Raw genomic sequence first — 21,482 nt, forward strand, 5'->3', positions numbered from 1 at the left:
CTATCACATGCTTGATGACCTGGGCTGAACTGCGACCAGCCTTTGCTAAACGGCGATACCCATGCGCTGAACGCGCTTCAGCGCATGGGCTAATCGCCCGGAATAATCAATCATATACAGAAAAATAGAAACTATCGTAAATATAATGAATATGGATATTTTTTGCGGCTTACATGTATGTATCTACCTCGTAAAAAGGCATTAAGACTAATTAAAAAAAGTTATCGCTTTTTCACAAAAAGAGCGGAATTACAGCAAGCAGGAAAATCTCTCATAACATATTCACACTTTGTATCTAGCCTAGGGAACCCCAATAAAGCACTTTCTTATATATTGCAAGCAGAAGGGTTACTGATAAATAAACAGATGGGACAACATATGTTTTTAGTAAATAAAGCTGTAATAAGTATGCATATGGGGATATTTGATGATTCCATATGGAACTTTCTTGATATAGCTGAAATGTCAGCAAGAGTCTCATATGATAAACTTGCTATACAGATATGTAAATTGGTATGGCTTATTGAAAATGATAACTGTAATAATTGTGAACCTATCTTGCAAAAAATACTAGAATATACTGACTTGGAACCAGATAAGGCGATTGTATCTGCCGCCTACTATGATGTATATTATTACTATTCATTAAATGGGCAAAAAGAAATAGCAGACAAATATAAAATGCAAGCACAAGAGCTAGAAGAATGGTGTCCTATAGTAAAGGCGAAATTTCATAACTATATCGATAAAGAATATGCATTTGTATTAAATAAAAAATGGGTTCTTTTCTATTTGGAATATTGGACCTATGATCTTTTGTATTGAGTATTAGAGTCTTCATGTAACATTGTCAAGAAATGTCAGTGGCAATTTCTTGACAATATTATTATTTATAATGAGGGAGAGATAATCTCTTCGTAAAATCTTGTAATAATGGAATTCCATGCAACAGTTCCCATGTAAAACTCAAAAGATTCCAAAGGCTTATTATAATAAAAATGTTCTACAAAGGGAATCATAATATTAAATGATGCTAAACTACTTGCAATACCTGTACCAGCAAAACGTGGATTGAGTTCAATAAAATATGGTTTATTATCTCGAAATTTAAATTGTACATTCGAAAAACCTGGAATGCTGTAATATGAATAAATGGTCTTACAGGACTCAATAATAGATTCATTTTTCTCTATCTGACATTTGTATGTAACACCACTTCGAACATCAAGTCGTTTTCGTGGGATAGCAAGCTTTAAATTACCCTCTTTGTCACAAAATATATCTACTGTGTATTCGTAACCATCAATATATTCTTGAATAAAATTATCACTTGTGAAGTGATTTTCAATATAATGATCCTTTAAATCGGCTATCCATATACCCTGGCTTGCCACAGAAGTCTTTTTTCGAAATATAATCTTACTATTTTTATTTTTATCAACCAGACACAAATCATTGTATATTTGTGGGATAGGTATTCCCAACTTATTTATTTCTATGCTAGCTGTTAATTTATCAGTAAACAACTCCAATATTTCGAGTGAAGGAATAATCATAAGGCATTCAAATAATTGTTCATTCTTTTTGAGTAATTTTAATTCATCCTCATCTGAAGATATCAGTATATTAATGTCACATTCTCTGCATATTTTTTTAAGAAAACCAATATATGCGTCTTCGTTTTCTAGTGAAGGACTTACATAATACTCATCAACCAAACCTCCACCATTTACTATATTTTTAGAAAATTGTGAACACCCTATTATTTTCGGTGATATATCAGGAAGCTTTCTTAACATTTTTAAAATGCAAATTGAGGAAAAATAATGGGGCTGTGGTAACAAAATATTCAATATGATACCTCCTTACATAAAAGATAACTATATATTATCTGTTGTTCATATACACTGTTTTAATTATAGCCCTGAACTCCCCTTGTTACAATAAGAACCTTTTAGAAATAACATGAAAATCTCTTATTCCCCTCCCTAATAATGCATCACAACTGGTGTCCCCGGTGAAATCAGGCTATACAATGTCGCCGCTCCATCCAGCGGCATATTGATACATCCGTGCGATCCAATGCTCCAATACAGATCACCGCCAAATGCCGGCTGCCAGGTCGCATCATGAAAACCGACTCCGCCCCAGGTTACCTGCATCCAATAAGCCACAGGGGTACGGTATTCCGGTTCTCCTGTCTCAGGCATGATATTTCCGACCAACGTTGCATTTGGCTGCATCAATAAAATATCATACACCCCGGATGGAGTGGAATGTTCATAAGGTTTCCCTGTCACTACCGCAGTCTCAAAGACCACATTCCCATCTGCAATATACCACATATACTGTTCGCTCAAATCCACTTCTATAAATGTCTTCCCCCAGTCTTGAGGCTCATGTGTCGCCGCACGCTGTTCATATGCCGGCTCCTTGGTCACCGTTTCTCCAGCCTTGATACTGGCAATCAGTGCTTCCGCCTCTGCGGCCTCATCAAATGCCCATCCATATGTCCCGCCGTACACCTCCGTTGCTTTTCCCCATGGAGTCGTCAACGGTCTGGTCGCGTAAAGAGTCTCATATTTGGCAGCAAAATTATTCATATATTCCCTGGCTTTATCCTCATGGAACGTTACGTTCATATTCTCATCAAAAGACAACCATTGAGAAATCAGCTTCTTATCCACTACCTCTGTCTGTGGTGCCATATCATAAGTGATACTTGCCTTACAATATTGATTGAGAACATCACAGGCTGCTGCCACCTCTTTGGAATCCTTCGTATATTTGGGCTTCTGATAACAATCCTCTTTCTCCAGGTCTATTGATCCTGCCAGACCAGAAACTGCCTCCTTGACCGCATTTTTCATCTTTTCCTGATCCACCTTTGTTCCGAGCACTTCTGGTTTTACCACAAATTTCTCATTGTTGAACTCCGGTTTTGCACTCTGTGGATCTGTTTTTCCCTCATTTTGAAAACTCTTGAGTGACTGCAGCCTTTCATCCAGCTTTTTTTCGTCAAATATAAAATCCAGCTCCACATCCATTTTATTTTCTTTCCAGAACATGGACGGCCACAAAAATGCATTCTGCTTTTTCATCGAACGCTCCAAATCTTTATTATGGACATACTTCATAGAGACCTCTGATCCCAACACGGTCTCCTTCTCCCCTTCTTTCGGTATGATCGATAATTCATAATCTTTTATTTGTTTCTTAAGAAACTTTTCTGCTTCTTTTGCTGTCTTCATGGAAAATTCAACACCGTTGATATGAGTCCCATAAAAGAAATGATTCATGAAATAAATAGATACTCCAATATACGCGCAGACTAAGACCCCCGCTGTGATACCCAATGCAAGCAATATTTTTTTCTTTCTGCCCATCTAATGTGCCCTCCTCATATGTATATTTCTATCATTACATTAAATAGACAGTTTTTCAAGCCAAAAGGTTTCATATTTCAGCTTTTTTTCTAATTGCTTAATAAAAGAATCCGTTTTACAATATTAACATGATATTGGGGTCAGAAGGTATTTTCTCCCCAACAAGATACTACCTACGGATTGCTTTGCACTTTGTGCTCCCACAATCCTAAAACATTTGAAAGGTTATTTAATTATGGAAATCAGAAAATCACAACTTACAGATCTGGATACACTGATGAAAATGTACGAAAATGCCCGTTCGTTTATGTCAAGCCATGGAAACCCGACCCAGTGGGGAAATACTTATCCACCAAAACCACTGGTCGCCAAGGATATCGAGGAAGGATGCAGTTATGTCTGCATAGAACAAGATAAGATAGTTGCGACCTTCTATTATAAGGAAGGACGAGACGATACTTATGTGAAAATTTATGAGGGCCAGTGGCTCGATGATTCTCCGTATGGTGTTATTCATCGAATCACCTCCGACGGCACTGTAAGGGGTGCGGCTACCTACTGTATCAATTGGGCTCTGAACCAATGCGGTAACTTAAGGATGGATACCCACCGTGACAACATGGTCATGCAGCACACCTTAGATAAGAATGGTTTTACATACTGTGGAATTATCTATTCTGATGATGGCACAGAAAGACTCGCCTATCAGAAAAAGATAAAATAGTAAATTCATCTAAAAAAGAGGCTTCATAAGATACTTCTTCTTTTCAAGAACAGGCTTGGAATCTATTTCCAAACCTGCTTCCGAAAGGAAGACCTGTATCTTATGATGCCTCTTTCTATTATCACGCTTTTACACATTCTGTCCGTGCATTCCCCAGTATATTTTTTCTGAGGTAATCGGCAGCTCCCGGACAATCACTCCCGTTGCATTCTGCACTGCATTAGAAATTGCCGGAGGCGGAGTGTTGATTACGATCTCGCCTATGGATTTCGCACCGAACGGTCCTGTCGGCTCATAGCTGCTCTCGAATTCCACCCGAATCATCCCAACATCCAATCGTGTCGGGATTTTATACTGCATAAAGGAATTGCTGAAATTCTTTCCTTTACTATTGTATACAATATCCTCATAAAGCGCCATTCCAATTCCCTGGGCAATTCCGCCTTCTGTCTGAAGCCGTGCCAGATTCGGGTTGACTACGGTCCCGCAGTCTACCACTGCAACATAGTCAAGAAGCTCAAGCTGTCCCGTCACCTTATCTATCTCGACCTCTGCCATTCCGACCATGAACGGCGGCGGAGAAACAGGAGAGCTGAAGGCCTCGCTTGCGTACAGAGCTTCTTCATTATTGCACATGACCTGATTGCCGATATCCACTCTGGAAATACTCTCGCCATTTTTCAAATTAATGACCTGCTTTCCATCGAATTCAACGTCTTCAACAGAACACCCCAGGTACGCCGCACCCCTCTCACAGATTTTTTCACGCAGCTTTTCACAAGTCCTTACCACTGCCATACCTGTTACATATGTGGTGCTGGATGCATAAGAACCACAGTCATATGGGGAGGCATCTGTATCTACGCCATGTACAATAATATCCTCCATCTCACAATCCAGACATTCTGCTGCCATCTGAGCCAGGATGGTGTCACACCCTGTCCCCATGTCAGTTGCACCAATCATAAGGCTATAGAAACCATCGTCATTGACCTTGATTCCTACTGATGCGGTATCCACAGCAGAAATACCAGACCCCTGCATCGCCATGGCTACACCGACACTTCTGACTTTTCCGTTGCCCATGTCACGGCATGGATACTTCTCATCCCAACCGATCATTTCCTTGGCGCGCTGTAAGCAACGGTCCAACGCACAGCTATTTGCGGTCTCACCATAGTAAGCAGGCATGACCTGTCCTTCCCGGACAATATTCTTTTCCCGAAGGGCAACAGGATCTGTACCCATCTTGGCCGCCAGCTCATTCACTGCTGATTCTACCGCAAAAATGCCCTGCGTAGCTCCATATCCTCTGTATGCTCCAGCAGACATCACATTAGTATATACCACATCATAAACAAATCGGTATGCCTCTGCTTTTCCATATAGTGGGATGGATTTATGCCCGGACAGACCGACTGTTGTCGGACCATGTTCACCGAAAGCCCCTGTGTTGGACAGTGTATATACATCAATTCCTTTGATGATTCCATCCTTATCAGCACCGACACGGACATGAATCTCCATCTCATGTCTCGGAGATGATGCGATAAAAGACTCTTCCCTTGTATAAATAATCTTCGCCGGTTTTCCAGTCTTCCAAGTAACCAGTGCCGGATAGACCTCTGTAACGACCGTCTGCTTTGCTCCAAAACCGCCTCCGATTCTTGGCTTGATCACACGGATCTTGGACTTTGGAACATCCAGCGCATTTGCCAGAATGCGTCGCACATGGAACGGCACCTGCGTGGAGGATACAATATTAAGTCTTCCATATGCATCCATATACGTATATGTACGGAAAGTCTCCATCATTGCCTGCTGATTCGCCTTCGTATGATAGATCCTGTCCACCACATACTCGCAGGATTCCAGCACAGCATCAATATCTCCTGATGAATCTTCCTCGTGTGCGCAGAGGTTCCTCTTGTTATCCGCTCCTACCGGAACGAGACTCTTCCAATTCTCCTCAGGATGTACCAGTACCGGGTGATCCTTTGCTTCACGGAAATCCAGAACAGGCTCCAGAATCTCGTATTTTACCTTGATTAATTTTAATGCCTTGTTGACAGCTTCTTTACTGGTTCCTGCTACGATTGCAACAGCATCCCCTACGAAACGCACACGCTGATCCAGAATCAGCCTGTCATATGGGCTCGGCTCTGGATAAGTCTGTCCCGCCATTGTAAAACGTTTCTCCGGGCAGTCCTCATAGGTCAGTATACATTCAATCCCTTCCACTGCCTGTGCCCGTGTCACATTAATATCCTTGATCAGAGCATGTGCATGAGGGCTTCTTAGAATCTTTACGATCAGACAGTCAGACGGTGCCAGATCATCTGTATAGACACCTTTTCCCGTAACCAGTGCTTTGGAATCCACTTTTGGAATTGGCTGATTTACCACTCTCATGAACGCACCTCCTTTTTGAACTGTAAATACTTCTGGATGGCACGCAATTGTCCCATATAGCCTGTACATCTGCATAGATTTCCAGCCAGATACTCTTTGATTTCTTCTATATCGGGATCGTCAAGCTCCCGTACCATTGCCAGAACATTCATAATGAATCCCGGAGAGCAAAAGCCGCACTGTTCCGCGCCTTCCTTCGCCAGAAATTCTCCAAACTCTTCTGCCTCTGCTTTTACCCCTTCTAACGTCGTGATCTCGTGTCCATCCACACTGACAGCCAGTATGGAACAGGACAGACGGGATTTTCCATCGATCCATACAGTACATAGACCGCAGTTCGTCGTCTCACAGCCGCATTTTACACTGTGGCACCCCAGGTCACGCAGGACATCCAGAAGGATTGAATCCGCTTTGACCTCTGTGGTCGTCTGTTTTCCATTTAACATCATTTTAATTTCCATCTATTTGTCCTCCGCTAAAATCGAACGCATGGCACGCATGATCAGAACCTCCGCCAGATGCTGCCTGTACTTCGCACTGCCTCTCATATTCGTCCCATATGTGAACTGCGCCGCTGCTTCCTTTGCATAGATTTCCAGCTGCTCATCAGAGATATCCTTCGGAATCTCCCATTCCTTCTCCAGCACTGCCGCCTTCATCGGACGGGCACCTATTGAAAAATACCAGGTCTCTTTTCCGTGCACCGGGCCTGTCACAACCGCACATGCGAGCACAGGAAAGTCCGTCTTCGTCTGACGGATAGAATCGTAATGCAGCTTCCTATCGCTTTTTCTAATAATAATAGAAAGCAGAATGTCCTTGTCCCGCTTGTGGTTCACAAACTCTGACAGGCGGATGGTTCCTCCGTCGTATAATTCTACAAATGTATCCAAAGCCAAAAGACAGGTCAGTACATCGGAGAAGCCGAATCTTCCATAGATACTTCCCCCTACTGTTGCCTGATTGCGGAACTGCACTCCTACAATATGGCGGACAGACTCCGCGATAGAATCTCCATATGCCTCCCGCAGTCCTTCGTGAAGCTCCAACTGCCTCAGAGTGCACATCGCACCAATCTTAAAGTACCGCTCCGTTTCCTCGATCTGATCCAATCCCAGATTCGATAAATCTATCAAGGTCTGTACCTTCGCATTCCCAAGCCGCATCCACATCATACCGCCCATCACCCGGGCATTCCTGGCCTGATTCAATTCATATGCCTCTTCCAGGGATTTCGCTTTCACATAATTGTTAATCGTAAGCAAAATAGCTCTCCTTTCTACTACACCACTTCTCCATCTGCCTCCTGGTAATCTAATAGTTACCAGCGCGAAAAAAAGGTGTAAATGCTGATTGTCATTCACACCTTGTCGTTTAAATATCATATCATAAGTGTCACTTTTTGTCAAAGAAAGACATTATATTAACAAAGAAATGTTAACAAAAAATTGCCTTATAAATGCCGTTCCCTTTTACCCTCTTTCCTGAATTTCTGTGACAATTTGGTTATAGCGCTTTTTATTGAGCCGATAGAAGAACAGCACGATTCCTGTTACTACCCACAAGACCCCCGGGATCGTCGTGAAGGAGTGTTTCATGACTGCCAGTACTGCCTCATTCTGCTGCTGATTTGCAGCATATCCGACTGCTCCGAGGACCAGAGCCAACAGAGAGGTTCCAAGGGCCATTCCAATTTTATTTCCCAAAGAGATGAAGGCGTATTGGAAACCATCGTTCCTAAGGCCGGTCTTCCATTCCCCATATTCTACACAATCCGGGATAATCGCATAGATTGCAGTATTGAACCCGGAAAAGAAGAACTGTGTCAAGCCAGATATTCCATAGAACAGTGCCGGAGAAGTACGGACACTGAACAGATACAGGCTCAACATGCTGATTCCGGTCAAAAGGGCAAATATGGAAGCTGCTCTGCCTTTGTTATTGGTCCATTTAAAAAGCAGTGGGAAACATGCTGCACCGATAATGGACGGAATAATAATACACATGGAATATGTTGTAAAGAATGCTTTATTCCCCTCCACATAGGTAAAATAATAAAGTGCATCAGCATTTCTTCCATATAAAGTAAAACCAAATAATAACTGACCGATGAGTGCTAATATGTAAGGCTTATTTACCATCACTGCTTTTAACTGAGACTTGAGCGATACCTTCTGCTTTTCAGGAATTTTTACGACTTCTTTTGTTTTTGAAAAACAGAAGATATGGCAGGCCGCAAAGATACATCCATAAATCACTGCAATCAGCAGATAGCCTCTTTTTTCATCCCCGGCTCCTAGTTTGGAAATCAATGGCACTGTGATAATATTGATGACTCCGATTGCAATCATGGCCGCCACTGAGCGGAATGTATTGATCTTAGCCCGCTCCTCAATATTCTGTGTCATGGCTCCACACAGTGTCCCGTAAGGAATATTCACACAGGTATATCCCAGCACTAAAATACAGTAGGTCACAGCCATGTATACGATTTTGGCAGTAGGTGACCAGTCTGGATGTGCCCAGAATGTCAGCATCAGGACAATTGCTGTCAACGGGGCGGCAATTAGCAGCCAAGGGCGGTAACGTCCCCATCTGGATTTGGTCTTATCTGTCAGGCTGCCGATGACAGGATCATTAATTGCATCCCAAAACCGGGAAAACAGCATCAAACCTGCTACTGCACTCATACTAATTCCAAAAACATCTGTATAAAATATCATCAGGAAATTTCCTACGAACATCCAACTAAAATTACATCCTACGTCTCCCATCCCATAGGCGATCTTACTGATCAGCGGCACCTTGATATTGGTATCTGACGCTCCTCTATTTTCGTCTGCCGCAGAAACTCTCTTCTGGTATGCAGCTTCTTTTTCTGGTTTTACTGCCATCTCTGCACGCAATGTTCCAACTCCCATTTTCTTTCTCCTCCCAATTTTTAGCGACTACTACAAAATGAAACCCACTGCTTGTTACAGCTCCTGCACATTGATGATCACTTTCATCGTGGTCTCTCTGTTTGCGTCTATGTACTCATAGGCCTTTGCATAATCACGGAATGCGAAGGTTTTAGAAATGAGCGGCCGCAGATGAACTTTTCCTTCATTTACCAGGCGGATTGCATCGATATAATCCTCATTCCGATACATCATCGTTGTATTTAAATCCAGCTCATGATCATTGAGCACGGCAAGATCGATCTGTGCCATCCCTGCAAATACCGCAACCAGAATGATAGTACTTCCTTTTCTTGCATATTGAATTGCCTGGCCCATTGTCACATTATTTCCGGCACAGTCGTAGATTACATCTGCTTTATCCGGTCCAAATACCCGGAGCATGGCATCCCCAAAGTTTTCTGTCTTCGTGTTGGCCGTGTACTCGATTCCACATTCCTGTGCTTTCTTAAGACGAAGATCGCTGATGTCCGTAATCAGAACGGATTCTGCTCCCATCCCTATGGCCGCCTGTGCTACCAGATTTCCAATAGGGCCTGCACCCAATACCGCGATTTTTAATCCCTTCACATCGCCGGCCTGTCTGACAGCATGGACTGCGACTGCCAGTGGTTCAATCATAGCGCCCTCTTCATAGCTCATATTTTCTGGGAGAAGTGTTACTTTCTCTGCATCCACTGCAAAATATTCGGAGGCCGTCCCTGTCGTCTGGAAGCCCATTACCTTCAAATGTTCACAAAGATTGTATTTTCCATGGCGGCATGGATAACATTCTCCGCATACGACCTGAGGCTGAATCGTTACCTTCTGTCCTACTTCAAAACCTTCCACACCTTCTCCCAGCTTTATGATTTCTGCTGAGACCTCATGCCCCTGTGTGACCGGATAAGTCGTAAATGGATGCTGTCCATGGTAGACATGAATATCAGATCCACAGATTCCAATATTCATTACTTTGACCAGTACTTCTCCTTTGGCAGGCTCTGGAGTCGGTACCTCCTGGAATGTAATCACCTTTGGTTCTGTCATAACTTGCTGTAGCATGTTCATATCCTCCTATTTTGAATTCGTTTTGTTGTTATCTTTTATAAATCATTTTATTAAAGTAATTACATTATCCTTTTAAGAATGGAAAAAGTCAATACACTTTTTAATTTTTTTCTTCTTTCAGCTTATTGTACAAAATAGAGAACTAAAATTTATATATTATTAACAATACAGCCGTGGAGCTTTTTGTGATATAGGGAACCAAATTTTTTATATCACGAAAAAAACGGCCAAGCAGCAGGAATTCTCCCTGATACTCAGCCGTCTTGATTTTTAATCTACTTTTTAACCTTTCCTCCCAGGCGGACATGCTCCATTTCTTTTGCCAGGTCATGGCTTAAATAATCAAAAAGGTAATTCCTGTCTTCCGGGATTTTCCCCAGGAATTCGCTTCGGATTTCCTTGAGCATCAGTTCTACCTCTTCTTTTAAGCCTGCCGCCGAAAGCCGCTGTGCCCCCTGCCCTAAAATAATGACCTGCTCCAATGCATCAGATGTTGCTACCGTGACCTGATATTTTCTGCCCATCTGTCGCACCGTTTTCTCTATATATTGATCCGCAGTCTCGGCCTCCTTCGTATAGACCACATAAATATTGTGGTATTTTAAGACCTCTCCCGGATTCCCCTCTACCTTATAGGCGTCAAACACAAGAATAACCGTACATTTTTTATATCCCTGATAGTTGCACAGGATATCCATCAGCTTGTCCCTGGCACTCTCAATATGAATCTCTGCAAGTTCTTTTAATTCTTCCCATGCAAAAATAATATTATATCCATCAACAAGCAGGTATTCTTCCTGCCTTGTCTTCTCATTCTGGCACTCAGTCCATTTCGGGTCAGGAGTTCCCTTTTCTTTCGCATGTACAGTGATCGGAGCCGCACTTATCTTCCTTCTGACAGGGTCCGGCGTTTTCCGGTAGATGGCATCCAGCTCCTTTTCTGTCAGTTCAATTCGTGAAGACGACTCGTTTCTTGGAGGTATGTAATCCTCTTCTGACTGTACCTCCCCAGACTTCCATGTGCTCTCCACATGCATATACTCTTCCACCTGATTCCACTTTACCACGAATCCAGCACCATGTGCACAGAATACAGAACCCGTTGGATTCTCCAGATCTTTCTCTGAATCATATCCAACTGATTCGATGATTTCCTCCTGATTATGACAAGGTTCATATCCTTTCAAACTGCAGAACATACGTCCATGCCCACCAGTATAAGATAGGAATTCACTCTGATACCCCCTCATCTCAGACACCGGAGCACTCCCCTTTAAAACAGACATTTCCCCATCTGTCTCAGGATGTTCAAACTGCCCGTGCATCTTCTGGATATCCGCCATGGCCCGACCGATATTCACAGATGGCATTTCCATCCGAAATTCATACCACGGCTCCAAAAGGATGCTCTTCGCTTTTTTTAGTCCCTGACGCACAGCACGGTAAGTTGCCTGTCGGAAATCTCCCCCTTCTGTATGCTTTAGGTGGGATTTCCCAGCCGTCAGGGTAATCTTCATATCTGTAATCGCAGAACCAGTAAGTACTCCCTTGTGCTCCTTTTCCTCCAAATGGGTCATAATCAAACGCTGCCAGTTCCGATCGAGCACGTCTTCACTGCAGTCTGTAAAAAATTGAAGCCCTGTCTCTCTTTCTCCCGGTTCAAGCAGCAGATGTACTTCCGCATAGTGGCGCAGAGGTTCAAAATGTCCGACTCCCTCCACCGGCTCTTCTATTGTTTCCTTATAAACGATATTCCCTGCACCAAATTCAACAGCAACCCCAAACCTCTGGAAAATGATGTTTTTCAAAATCTCAATCTGAACTTCTCCCATCAACTGTGCATGAATCTCACCCAGTTGCTCTTCCCATACAATATGAAGCTGCGGTTCTTCTTCCTCCAACTGTCTGAGATTTTGCAGCATATTGTGCACATCACAGCCTGGTGGAAGCTGAATCTGATACGTAAGGACGGGTTCCAGCACAAACATATCAGTCGCCTTCTCCGCTCCAATTCCCTGTCCTGGATAAGTCGTACTAAGCCCCGTCACAGCACAGACTCCTCCTGCGTTTACTTCCTGCACCATTTCAAACCTAGAGCCGGAATATATACGGATTTGATTGACCTTTTCCTCCATCCCGGGAAGCATATCCTTCACATGAAGACATCCACCCGTCACTTTTAAATATGTCAGTCTGTTTCCCTGGTCGTCTCTCGCGATCTTATAGACCTTGGCCCCAAATTCATCCGGATACTTCCGGCTGACCGTATACTGCCTCAGTCCTTCCATAAATTCCTGCACTCCATCCAGACGTAGTGCAGAACCAAAATAGCAGGGAAATATTTTCCGTCCGCTGATTGCGCGGATGACGGATTCCGGCTCTACTGTGCCGTTCTCAAGATATTCTTCCAGCATCTCCTCATCACAAACTGCCAGGTTCTCAAGCCATTCATCCTCTGCACATTCCAGACTGGAAGCCTGCTCGAAGTCTACACATCCGTCACTTAATTGTTTCTTTAGCTCTTTTAAGATTGCTTTTCTATCTGTTCCCTCCTGATCCATCTTGTTGATAAACAGGAATGTGGGAATCTGATACTGCTTTAGCAGACGCCAGAGCGTCGCGGTATGCCCCTGCACCCCATCCGCACCGCTGATGACAAGGATCGCATAATCCAGCACCTGTAAGGTCCGCTCCATCTCTGCTGAAAAATCCACATGCCCCGGAGTGTCCAAAAGCGTAATATCCATATCTTTCCAGGAGAACACCGCCTGCTTCGAGAAAATCGTAATCCCCCGCGCGCGCTCCAGGTCAAACGTGTCCAGAAAAGCATCCTGATGGTCCACCCTGCCGAGCTTGCGGATACTGCCGCTTGTATACAGCATACTCTCCGACAGCGTCGTCTTCCCCGCATCGACATGAGCAAGGATACCGATGCATATGTGCTTTTTGTGGTTGTTTTGTTTCTCTTGTGATGTATCTGCCATCCAACTACCTCTTTCTCTAAAAATGTCCTTCTTTATTCATCATGCTGTTGTAAGTAAAATATCATTTTCTGAGTTTCGATCTCCGCCCTCAACTCTTCTTCTGTCGGAAGATACAGCTTATATTTAGATGCAAACAACTGCATAACGATTCTTTATGAATTCCAATCGATTGCTCTGATATTTGTTTGTGATTTCTTTCATTTCACTTACCACTGCCTCTTTCTTCTGCGTCCGCAGCATACGGTAGTAGTATTGGGAAGAAACATTTCTCTGTAGGGTACGCACACTCCATGTCTGGCTGACTGCCTCCTTTTCATACCAGTCACGTGCTTCTTTATCATTTACCTGAAGTAGGATTGCATAATGCGACCAGGATAATAACATTGGTGATTTTCCAGACACTGTCTGGAAAATGTCCGGATATTCTCTATAAAAAGAATAAAAATGGTATAGATTTGTTTTTGTAAATCCTTTCCCATACTCTGCTGTGAGTGTCTTAGAAAGTTTTGCAATGATAGCAGCTCCGTATTCTGCGCGCTCTGCCCCCTGAAATCCTTCTTCCGCAATTCGATATCCAATCAGCCAGTTTCTCTGTAACAGAACTGTATTGACGGCCCGATACGCCGTATCTCTTGAGATTTCAATGATTTCGCGCATATCCTTTATAATATCATCTGTTTTAGAAAAATTCTCCATAAATGTATTCTGTCCAAAATCTGCTAATCTATCAGACATATCTAAATGGCTCCTTCCCCTTTATTCCAATGATTCGAAGTATTTCTCAATGAAACTCATCGCGATTCCCACCGCCGATACTTCCTTTTTATAACTGCAGGTCTTCAAATATGTGGTATCATTTTCAAAACCATTATATTTTACCACTTTTTTGCTCAGGTCCGCCATATATTTTCCCATGAATCCCCCGACGTAACCGCCCAGGATGATATCGCAGTCATAAGCCATCCTCAGATTCGTCACCGTGATTGACAAGTATTCCAGATATTCCTCCCATACCTTTCTCAGTTCTTCCTCTCCTGCGTCCAGTTTTTCAAAGAACTGTTCCAGATTCCCACCTGTCTTCTCCGCCAGTACCAGTGCAGAACAATAGGCATCCACACAGCCGCTTTTTCCGCAATAGCACTTGCGTCCACCGGGAACGATGACCATATGCCCGAACTCGGAACTCCTGTAGTCATCCCCCTCATAGATTCCGTTATGGATATAAAAGGAACCGCCCACAGAATTGCTCAAGGACAGATATACCGCGTTCTTTTCCAGTCGGTACATCTCGGCCATTGCCGCACTGTTCGCATCATTTTCATAACAAACCTCGTATTCAAACAGGCTGCTTAAGTTACGAAGGCTTAAGTTCTGTACCTTCAGAATATGAGAAATAATCAGAGTCTCATACTGCTTATCAATAATTCCCGGGAACGAGATTCCGACTCCGAGTATCTTGTCCCGTGCCACCCCCGATTTTTCAAGGAATTCACAGAAATGACGGTGCACCGTCTCATTATATTCCAAAGAATTCTCGAACTTTTCCCGGATCCTGACCTTATCCACCAGTTTCCCCGTCAGATCGATCATCACATAGCTGATATGGTTGCTCGTGATGTCGATCCCCGCGGCATACTTCAATCCCGCATTCACGCAGAGAGCCTTGGCTTTCCGCCCGCCGGTAGATTCATACTCGCCATCCTCGACAATTATTCCCCGCTCCAAAAGCTCCTTCACATTCTGCAGGACAGTCGGCATACTAAGCCCCAGAGTCGCCGCGATCTCCGGCTTTGATGTCATCCCCTGATGCAGAATGAACTTCGCCACCCTGATCAGATTCATTCTCTTCTTATCCACATTCCCGAGTGTATTCATACTCCTGATTCCTTTCCAGCATTCGCACAATGTAACCTGCCAGACGCTTCTATAAATTGTTTGATAAAAGTATCTTACCCTTTTTTGCTTTGAGAATCAAGAGAAAGTGCAAAAGGGTCAGACCCTTTTGCACTTCATTGTCAGAATATTCCGTATTCTTATTAATTCTGCCCCCGGACATCTGTCCCATACCGCATTGTTTTGTATACTGTGACTGCAATTTCTAATATTGATGCAGCTATGATAATTGTCAGTACAATCTTGGAAAGTCTCTGCCCGTCCCAGCCCAGCACCTGCTTGTTCTGCCAAAAGACTTTCAGCTTGAATGTATCATCGAACTGTTCTGCGACTTCTTTGGCAAAGTTTGTATTCCAGAATGGCATTACTTTCAGCACAATTATAGAGAATAGGATTCCCAATGTATTCGTGATAATGCTGCTCAGCATGACGATCCGGCAGTAGCATCCTGTCACCAGCTTAATAAGCTCATCTACAAAACCTGCTGCCATTCCCAGTAGAAATACGGGAAGGATAAATCTCCACCTTTCCAGATTAAAGAACGGCACATAAGCCAGTTCTCCACCCTTTACGGAATAAGCGCCGAATAACTGTGGCGCAAAGATGAGCAGACAGCTGAACAGGATAATGAACACGAGGGATACAATGCAATCTCCCCTGCTGATCCTCGCCTTCTTATCCGGGATTGGATTGAGCAGCTCCGGCGTCCAGACTTTCTCTCTCTTTAAATCTACCTTGATCTTCTGCCGTTCCATCACAGCAAAAGCCAGTGTCACACAGCCAAAAGCACTTAAGCTCCCCATGATCGCATTGCTTAAGCCAGACGCAATGACATCCACAATCTCCCGGTAGTCTACAATGCACTTTACGACTGCCGAAACCAGAATCCCTGCCCATGTGCAGATGAGGACGATCTTCATTACCCAGAGAAAATTATCATAGTATTCCGGCCCGATGACGTAATTCTTATCTTCTCTGTACTTTCTGGCAAATACAGCCGGATCCCCCAGCTTTACAAAGATCTGCTCCAGTGTCATGTTCTCGCTCATATCACCGATCAGCTCCCGCAGTTCCAGCTCAATCTCTTCTCTCTGCTCCTTCGGAACGCGCTTTACCACTTCATATACATATCGGTTGATCAGTTCCCTGTCTTTGTCTATCATGCTTCTCCCTCCTTTAGTATCTGTTCCATATTTGCTGACAGCCTCTCCCACTGTGCCTTAAGCTCCCGAAAAATAGCATCGCCCATGGGGGTTCTTGTATAATACTTCCTTGGCTTGGACTCTCCCACATCCCACTGGCTGCTTAATAGTCCCTGCTTCTCAAGACGCCTTAAGAGCGGGTATAACGTATTCGGGTCGATTTCCACGCCCTTTTCCTCCAGGCTCTGTACAAGTGCATATCCGTACTTCGCCTCACCAAGCTGGCTGAGTACGCTCAGGATCAGGGTCCCCCGCCTTAATTCAGAAACCAGATTGGTCATCAGATCTTTTTCTTCTCCCATTGCACTTCCTCCTTGTGTGTTACATTATACTGTGTATCACACACTATTGTCAATATCATATTATAATAATTATGACAATATAAAAAATCTCTATTAGCGAAAGCCTCCTTCAAACGCCGCAATTCCTATGCCCAGACAAACCGGATATTCAGAATCCTCTACTCCCTTGTTGAGATTAAATATATTTCTCCTAATCCCCTATTTCTCCCATTCCCCCGGCTCATGCCACTAAAAAAATACGGTATTCACTTTTATTCTTAATATGGAAATCCATAAAAATGCAATCCATAAAAATCCATAAAAATGCAGTTGACTTTTCTCTTTTTCCCCGATAAAATAGACTTGCTCATCGGAGGGCAGATACTCATACAGAAGTGATTTGCCGGATAAGATGGCAGGCTGGAACGCCTGCTCTCTTATCCTTTTTTTGATATAGGAAGAAACAACACAAGGGAGATTGATACAAATGAAGAAGAATATTGACTTAACACAGGGCCGCATCTTAGGACCGCTGATGCGCTTTACTCTGCCGATCATGGCCGCACTGGTCCTACAGACACTTTACGGTGCAGTGGACCTGCTCGTAGTAGGACAGTTTGCCTCCCCGGCCTCAGTGTCTGCAGTCGCCACCGGAAGCCAGGTACTCTACTCGCTGACGGTCATCATTACAGGACTGGCCATGGGCGTTACCATCCTGATCGGACAGCAGTTCGGCCAGCGGAAAGAGGAGGAGATTGGCAATACCGTAGGCGCGGGCATTTGCCTGTTTGCAGTGCTCAGCCTGATCCTGACAGGTATCATGCTAATCATGACACCCGTTTTCGTGCGTCTGCTGAAGGCACCGCCTGAGGCCTTTGACTATACAGTACAATACGTCATGATCTGCTCCGCGGGAATCCTGTTCATCGCCGCCTATAATACCCTGGGAAGTATCTTCCGTGGTATGGGGGATGCCCGGACACCACTTATTGCAGTCCTGATCGCCTGTATCGCCAATATCGGACTGGATCTGCTTTTTGTGGCCGTATTTAAAATGGGAGCGGCCGGTGCTGCCCTGGCGACCATACTGGCCCAGGCATGCAGTGTGATTCTTTCCCTTTTGATCATTCGAAAGCGTGGTCTGATCTTCCCCTTTTCCCGGAAACAGATCCGCTTTAACAAAACGATTATCCTGCGTATCATCAAAATGGGTGCCCCCTGTGCCCTGCAGGATCTGCTTGTCAGCATCTCCTTCCTCGCAATCACCGCAATCGTCAATCAGCTGGGCGTGATTGCCTCTGCCGGAGTAGGTGTTGCGGAAAAACTGTGCGGCTTTATCATGCTGGTGCCCTCTTCCTACACCCAGTCCATGTCCGCCTACGTAGCGCAGAATATCGGAGCCGGACTTAAAAAACGTGCCAAAAAAGGACTGTACTACGGAATGCTCACGTCCTTCTGCTTCGGTATTATCATGAGTTACTTCGCCTTTTTCCATGGGGAAACACTCTCACGGGTATTTGCCAAAGACAGCGCCGTCATCCTGGCCTCCGCAGAATACCTGAAAGGGTATGCCATCGATACACTGCTCGTATCCTTCCTGTTCTGCTTTATCGGATACTTTAACGGATGCGGCAGCACCACCTTCGTTATGGTACAGGGACTTGTCGGTGCCTTCGGAGTCAGAATCCCGGTCTCCTACCTGATGAGTAAGGCCGCAGAAGTTTCCCTGTTCCATATCGCACTGGCAACACCCTGCTCCACCGTGGTGCAGATTATCCTGTGCCTAAGCTACTTCAGATGGAAAAACTCTAAAAATTTTACCGTAAAAACCAGTTGAAAATTTGCTGATCCTCTAAAACACACAATGTACGTGCTTCCTATGATGAAGTATCAAAAACCGTAGACATTCTGGCTGATTTAGTCAGTTTGTCTACGGTTTTTTTGTTGACATTTTCAGGTATTAGACATATACTGGAATTAACCTATTAACCAAAAGGTTAATTCCAAGGAGAGGGAGGCGTGTTATTTATGCTGGAAGTTTTCAATCTTTCGTTTCATTATCAGCCTGATGTTCCCATACTAACCAATCTTACATTTTCTGTACCAGACGGCAAGGTAGTCGGATTATTAGGGAAAAATGGTGTCGGTAAAACCACTACTTTAAAATTGATATTAGGCTTATTACCGATTGAAAAAGGCACTATTACTCTACAGGATTGTTCTTTAGATGCACAGCCTTTACAGTACAAAGAAAAAATCAATTATGTCTCGGACAGCCACGATTTATACAATAATCTTACTGGAAAAGAGTACCTGAATTTTATAGCAGATATGTATGGGGTATCAACTGAAGAAAGAAGGAAAATTTATGCTCCATTGATTAAGGAGTTTCAAGTTGAAAAGTATTTAAATCAGCCGATTAAAAATTTTTCCCACGGAACGAAACAAAAAATTGCAATTATATCTTCTCTCGTAAATGACCCTCAGCTTTGGGTATTAGATGAACCTATGACGGGACTGGATATCGAAGCCGCCCAAGTATTGAAAAGATTGATTAAGTCAAGGGCAGGCAATGGAAAATCAGTTTTATTCTCATCTCATATATTGGAAATATGTGAAAAGCTATGCGATACCATTGTTTTTATTCAAAAAGGAACAATCAGGAAAACGATTATACTTCAAGATAACTTCCTTGACATTTCTTTGGAAGATATCTATATGGAGGTGGTAAATGATGAGCCGCTGGATAAAGATTTTTCAACTAAGCAGGACAATCTGCCGATTGAATTTTAGCTTTTTGAATGTTCGACACAGATTAAAGGAACAGCTGGATATTTATTTTATCGTGCTGCTTTGCTTTATCGCAGGCATGATAGGTGTATTTTATTATTATTACTTTCAAATAATGGAGCAGGCTTATACAGGATTAGTTGAATTCGGAATGGCCAATTTATTCTTTCCTCTTATACTTTCCGGACTGTCTATCATACTTACAATTATAAGCAGCTTTCTTTTGATAAACTTGTTTTGCTTTTCAAAAGATCTGGAGAATATACTGCTGTTTCCTATACAGCCTTGTGACATCTTTACAAGTAAATATATTTCAAATATCTTGTTTTGTTATGGAATAGAAATATTGCTGTTGTTTCCGGTCTGTATTATTCAAACGGAACATACAGGAGACATCTCTGTGATTATCACTTATATTTCTGCAATCATAATGCTTCCTCATATTGTAACATTTCCGTTATCAGTAATTGTTACAATATGTTTGAAAATTGCCATGTATCTTAGACGTATGAGGACTATACTGGCTGTGACAGGAATTGGGATATATCTGGCTGGAAATGTAATATATAGAGTAGCGACTGCGGATTTACATATGAATTTAGAACAGAATTTCCTAAGTGGGGTCACTCAGTTATGCACACCGTTTCCATTTTACGATAAATATATCTGTTTAAATACAGGTTTAAAATTATTCGCTGCCATTCTTTCTGTAATAGCAGTTGTGGGATATTACTATTTGAGCAACTTTGTGATTGGAATAAAATATGCTGTTTACAGCAGGCAGGTACGGCTTATTGCTGCAAAAATGAAATACCATTCATCATCAAAGCTGAAGAGTTATTTCAGTAAAGAATGTAAAATGTTTTTTCGAAATCCTGTGTATGTTATAAACGGATTGTTTGGGATTATCATTACACCGTTTCTATTGCCGTTCTCCTTCCGGGTAAGTGCAGCCGCGGAAAGTATAGAGCAAATAAGAATATTGGTGACAGCTCCAGAATTTTCTTTCTATGCAACACTATTTTCACTTGCAGTAATTGTACTTACATCGTCAATCAATGTAATTGCTTCGAGTAGTTTTTCCAGAGAGGGAGCGAACTTATGGATAGCGAAACTAATTCCATATGGTTTAAAGCAACAGGCTTTTGTAAAAATCTTATTCGCTGTAATCGTATCATTTGTTGGAATTATAATAAATTGTTTGATTTTTAAACTGTACTTTTACTATAATTTCCGCCAGATTTTTGTGATTGTTTTGGCAGGCACTTTGTTTACTATCCTGTGGAACACGATCGGAGTATTTATTGATATGAAACATCCGAAATTAGAGTGGACTAATGAAGTAGAAGCAGTCAAACAAAATATCAATGTGATTTTATCAATTGTTGTGTGTATTATCATTTCCGCAGGTTACTTCTTAATCGTAATGAAGATGATACAAAGATGCTTTACCCCTTTTGTAATAACAGGGGTCATATCATGCAGCCTGCTCGTCTTGATCTTAATTGTATGCATAGGAATTACACTTGAACAAGAGTGATTACCTTTCATAAGATACTTATCAAAAGGAGGAGTGATTTATGAGTAAAAAGAATTTAACTGCCCTGGTTTTCTTGTTTGGAACTTTTATTTTATTATTCGTGGTAACATTTTTTCTCCCGGAAGAAATTCCTTTCCATTTTGACGCTGATGGAGAAGCAGGCTGGTATGCAAGTAAGTATTTTATATTACTGCTTACACCAGTTCCGTATTTGATTTATCACCAATTTACACATAAGAAGAAATAAATACAGTAATACT

The 21,482-nt window shown here is 42.8% G+C and carries 18 protein-coding genes; 6 read left to right on the forward strand and 12 right to left on the reverse strand.

What is annotated here, in order from left to right; all coding sequences use genetic code 11:
- Positions 1-177: 177 nt before the first annotated feature.
- Positions 178-825, forward strand: a complete 648-nt coding sequence (locus HGO97_RS19825; RefSeq protein ID WP_216244602.1) for a hypothetical protein — start codon at positions 178-180, stop codon at positions 823-825.
- Between the two features lie 65 nt (positions 826-890).
- Here HGO97_RS19825 and HGO97_RS19830 read toward each other — a convergent pair whose 3' ends face one another.
- Together HGO97_RS19830 and HGO97_RS19835 are read right to left on the reverse strand one after the other, a co-directional pair.
- Positions 891-1,853, reverse strand: coding sequence for an ATP-grasp domain-containing protein (locus tag HGO97_RS19830; protein ID WP_216244603.1), 963 nt, complete (start codon positions 1,851-1,853; stop codon positions 891-893).
- A gap of 135 nt (positions 1,854-1,988) precedes the next feature.
- On the reverse strand, positions 1,989-3,386 hold the full coding sequence (locus HGO97_RS19835) for a L,D-transpeptidase family protein (protein ID WP_216244604.1): 1,398 nt from the start codon (positions 3,384-3,386) through the stop codon (positions 1,989-1,991).
- 235 nt (positions 3,387-3,621) lie between these two features.
- On the opposite strand from HGO97_RS19835, the gene HGO97_RS19840 reads away from it, so the two are divergent.
- Entirely contained in the window at positions 3,622-4,110 is a 489-nt protein-coding gene (locus tag HGO97_RS19840) for a GNAT family N-acetyltransferase (protein WP_216244605.1), read from the forward strand.
- A gap of 129 nt (positions 4,111-4,239) precedes the next feature.
- Here HGO97_RS19840 and HGO97_RS19845 read toward each other — a convergent pair whose 3' ends face one another.
- The 10 genes from HGO97_RS19845 to HGO97_RS19890 form a co-directional block, all read right to left on the reverse strand.
- Entirely contained in the window at positions 4,240-6,522 is a 2,283-nt protein-coding gene (locus HGO97_RS19845) for a xanthine dehydrogenase family protein molybdopterin-binding subunit (protein ID WP_216244606.1), read from the reverse strand.
- Positions 6,519-6,983, reverse strand: coding sequence for a (2Fe-2S)-binding protein (locus HGO97_RS19850; protein ID WP_216244607.1), 465 nt, complete (start codon positions 6,981-6,983; stop codon positions 6,519-6,521). The genes HGO97_RS19845 and HGO97_RS19850 overlap by 4 nt, the downstream gene beginning before the upstream one ends.
- Positions 6,984-7,787 carry an FAD binding domain-containing protein gene (locus HGO97_RS19855; RefSeq protein ID WP_216244608.1) on the reverse strand — a complete coding sequence of 268 codons (804 nt, stop codon included), beginning with the start codon at positions 7,785-7,787 and terminating at the stop codon, positions 6,984-6,986.
- 207 nt (positions 7,788-7,994) lie between these two features.
- Positions 7,995-9,443, reverse strand: coding sequence for an MFS transporter (locus tag HGO97_RS19860; RefSeq protein ID WP_281420009.1), 1,449 nt, complete (start codon positions 9,441-9,443; stop codon positions 7,995-7,997).
- A gap of 54 nt (positions 9,444-9,497) precedes the next feature.
- Positions 9,498-10,526 carry a zinc-dependent alcohol dehydrogenase gene (locus HGO97_RS19865; protein WP_216244609.1) on the reverse strand — a complete coding sequence of 343 codons (1,029 nt, stop codon included), beginning with the start codon at positions 10,524-10,526 and terminating at the stop codon, positions 9,498-9,500.
- Between the two features lie 281 nt (positions 10,527-10,807).
- Positions 10,808-13,516 carry a translation factor GTPase family protein gene (locus HGO97_RS19870; RefSeq protein ID WP_216244610.1) on the reverse strand — a complete coding sequence of 903 codons (2,709 nt, stop codon included), beginning with the start codon at positions 13,514-13,516 and terminating at the stop codon, positions 10,808-10,810.
- Between the two features lie 123 nt (positions 13,517-13,639).
- Complete coding sequence (locus tag HGO97_RS19875; protein ID WP_246597629.1) at positions 13,640-14,251, reverse strand: DUF1016 N-terminal domain-containing protein; 612 nt, start codon at positions 14,249-14,251, stop codon at positions 13,640-13,642.
- A gap of 21 nt (positions 14,252-14,272) precedes the next feature.
- A complete protein-coding gene (locus HGO97_RS19880; protein ID WP_216244611.1) occupies positions 14,273-15,391 on the reverse strand; it encodes an ROK family protein in 1,119 nt (372 codons plus the stop codon).
- 161 nt (positions 15,392-15,552) lie between these two features.
- Positions 15,553-16,572 carry a hypothetical protein gene (locus HGO97_RS19885; RefSeq protein WP_216244612.1) on the reverse strand — a complete coding sequence of 340 codons (1,020 nt, stop codon included), beginning with the start codon at positions 16,570-16,572 and terminating at the stop codon, positions 15,553-15,555.
- The gene (locus tag HGO97_RS19890) at positions 16,569-16,913 is read right to left on the reverse strand and encodes a PadR family transcriptional regulator (protein WP_168866801.1); all 345 of its coding nucleotides are present in this window, start codon (positions 16,911-16,913) and stop codon (positions 16,569-16,571) included. Before HGO97_RS19890 ends, HGO97_RS19885 begins: the two co-directional genes overlap by 4 nt.
- A 466-nt stretch (positions 16,914-17,379) precedes the next feature.
- Here HGO97_RS19890 and HGO97_RS19895 point away from each other — a divergent pair, with 466 nt between their 5' ends.
- From HGO97_RS19895 to HGO97_RS19910, 4 genes are all read left to right on the forward strand, one after another.
- A complete protein-coding gene (locus tag HGO97_RS19895; RefSeq protein ID WP_216244613.1) occupies positions 17,380-18,729 on the forward strand; it encodes an MATE family efflux transporter in 1,350 nt (449 codons plus the stop codon).
- 191 nt (positions 18,730-18,920) lie between these two features.
- Positions 18,921-19,685, forward strand: a complete 765-nt coding sequence (locus HGO97_RS19900; protein ID WP_216244669.1) for an ABC transporter ATP-binding protein — start codon at positions 18,921-18,923, stop codon at positions 19,683-19,685.
- Positions 19,624-21,222 (forward strand): hypothetical protein, encoded by a 1,599-nt coding sequence (locus tag HGO97_RS19905; RefSeq protein ID WP_216244614.1) that lies wholly within the window; start codon positions 19,624-19,626, stop codon positions 21,220-21,222. The genes HGO97_RS19900 and HGO97_RS19905 overlap by 62 nt, the downstream gene beginning before the upstream one ends.
- Positions 21,223-21,262: 40 nt before the next feature.
- A complete protein-coding gene (locus HGO97_RS19910) occupies positions 21,263-21,469 on the forward strand; it encodes a DUF1648 domain-containing protein (RefSeq protein ID WP_216244615.1) in 207 nt (68 codons plus the stop codon).
- The last annotated feature ends 13 nt before the right edge of the window (positions 21,470-21,482 follow it).

The organism is Faecalicatena faecalis (assembly GCF_012524165.2).
GTDB classification, from domain to species: Bacteria; Bacillota; Clostridia; order Lachnospirales; family Lachnospiraceae; genus Faecalicatena_A; species Faecalicatena_A faecalis.